At 48.8% G+C, this 320-nt stretch carries 1 protein-coding gene; it reads right to left on the bottom strand.

The genetic code is table 11. From position 1 onward, the window contains the following. Nucleotides 1-254: transposase (locus RND78_RS27980; RefSeq protein ID WP_312733494.1), on the bottom strand; the 254-nt coding region annotated here is incomplete at its 3' end. Nucleotides 255-320 lie beyond the last annotated feature (66 nt).

Below are 320 nucleotides of genomic sequence, written 5' to 3'. Positions count from 1 at the left end.
ACGTAACGCTGCCCTAGCCCCTTCATCATGAGCCCTGCACTATTAGGGCTTTCGGGCGTGACCAACAAATGAACATGATTGGTCATCAAGCACCAGGCATGGATCGCACATCCATGCTTCTTTGCTTGCTCCACCAACACATCCAAATAAAAGAGATAGTCCTCGTCAGCGTAAAAGCACGCTGAGCGATTATTACCCCTCTGAATCAGATGAAGTGAACATCCTGGCAAAGAAACGCGTGCTCGACGTGGCATAAGGATCTCCCTCCATAGAGCTCCTAAATCCTAAATCGATAAACGTGGTCTGTCCCCTATTGTCTC

Source organism: Pseudomonas oryzihabitans (assembly GCF_032027545.1).
Taxonomy (GTDB): Bacteria; Pseudomonadota; Gammaproteobacteria; order Pseudomonadales; family Pseudomonadaceae; genus Chryseomonas; species Chryseomonas oryzihabitans_F.
The sequence above is the reverse complement of the archived record's forward strand: the minus strand, read 5'-3'. Positions and strand labels throughout refer to the sequence as shown.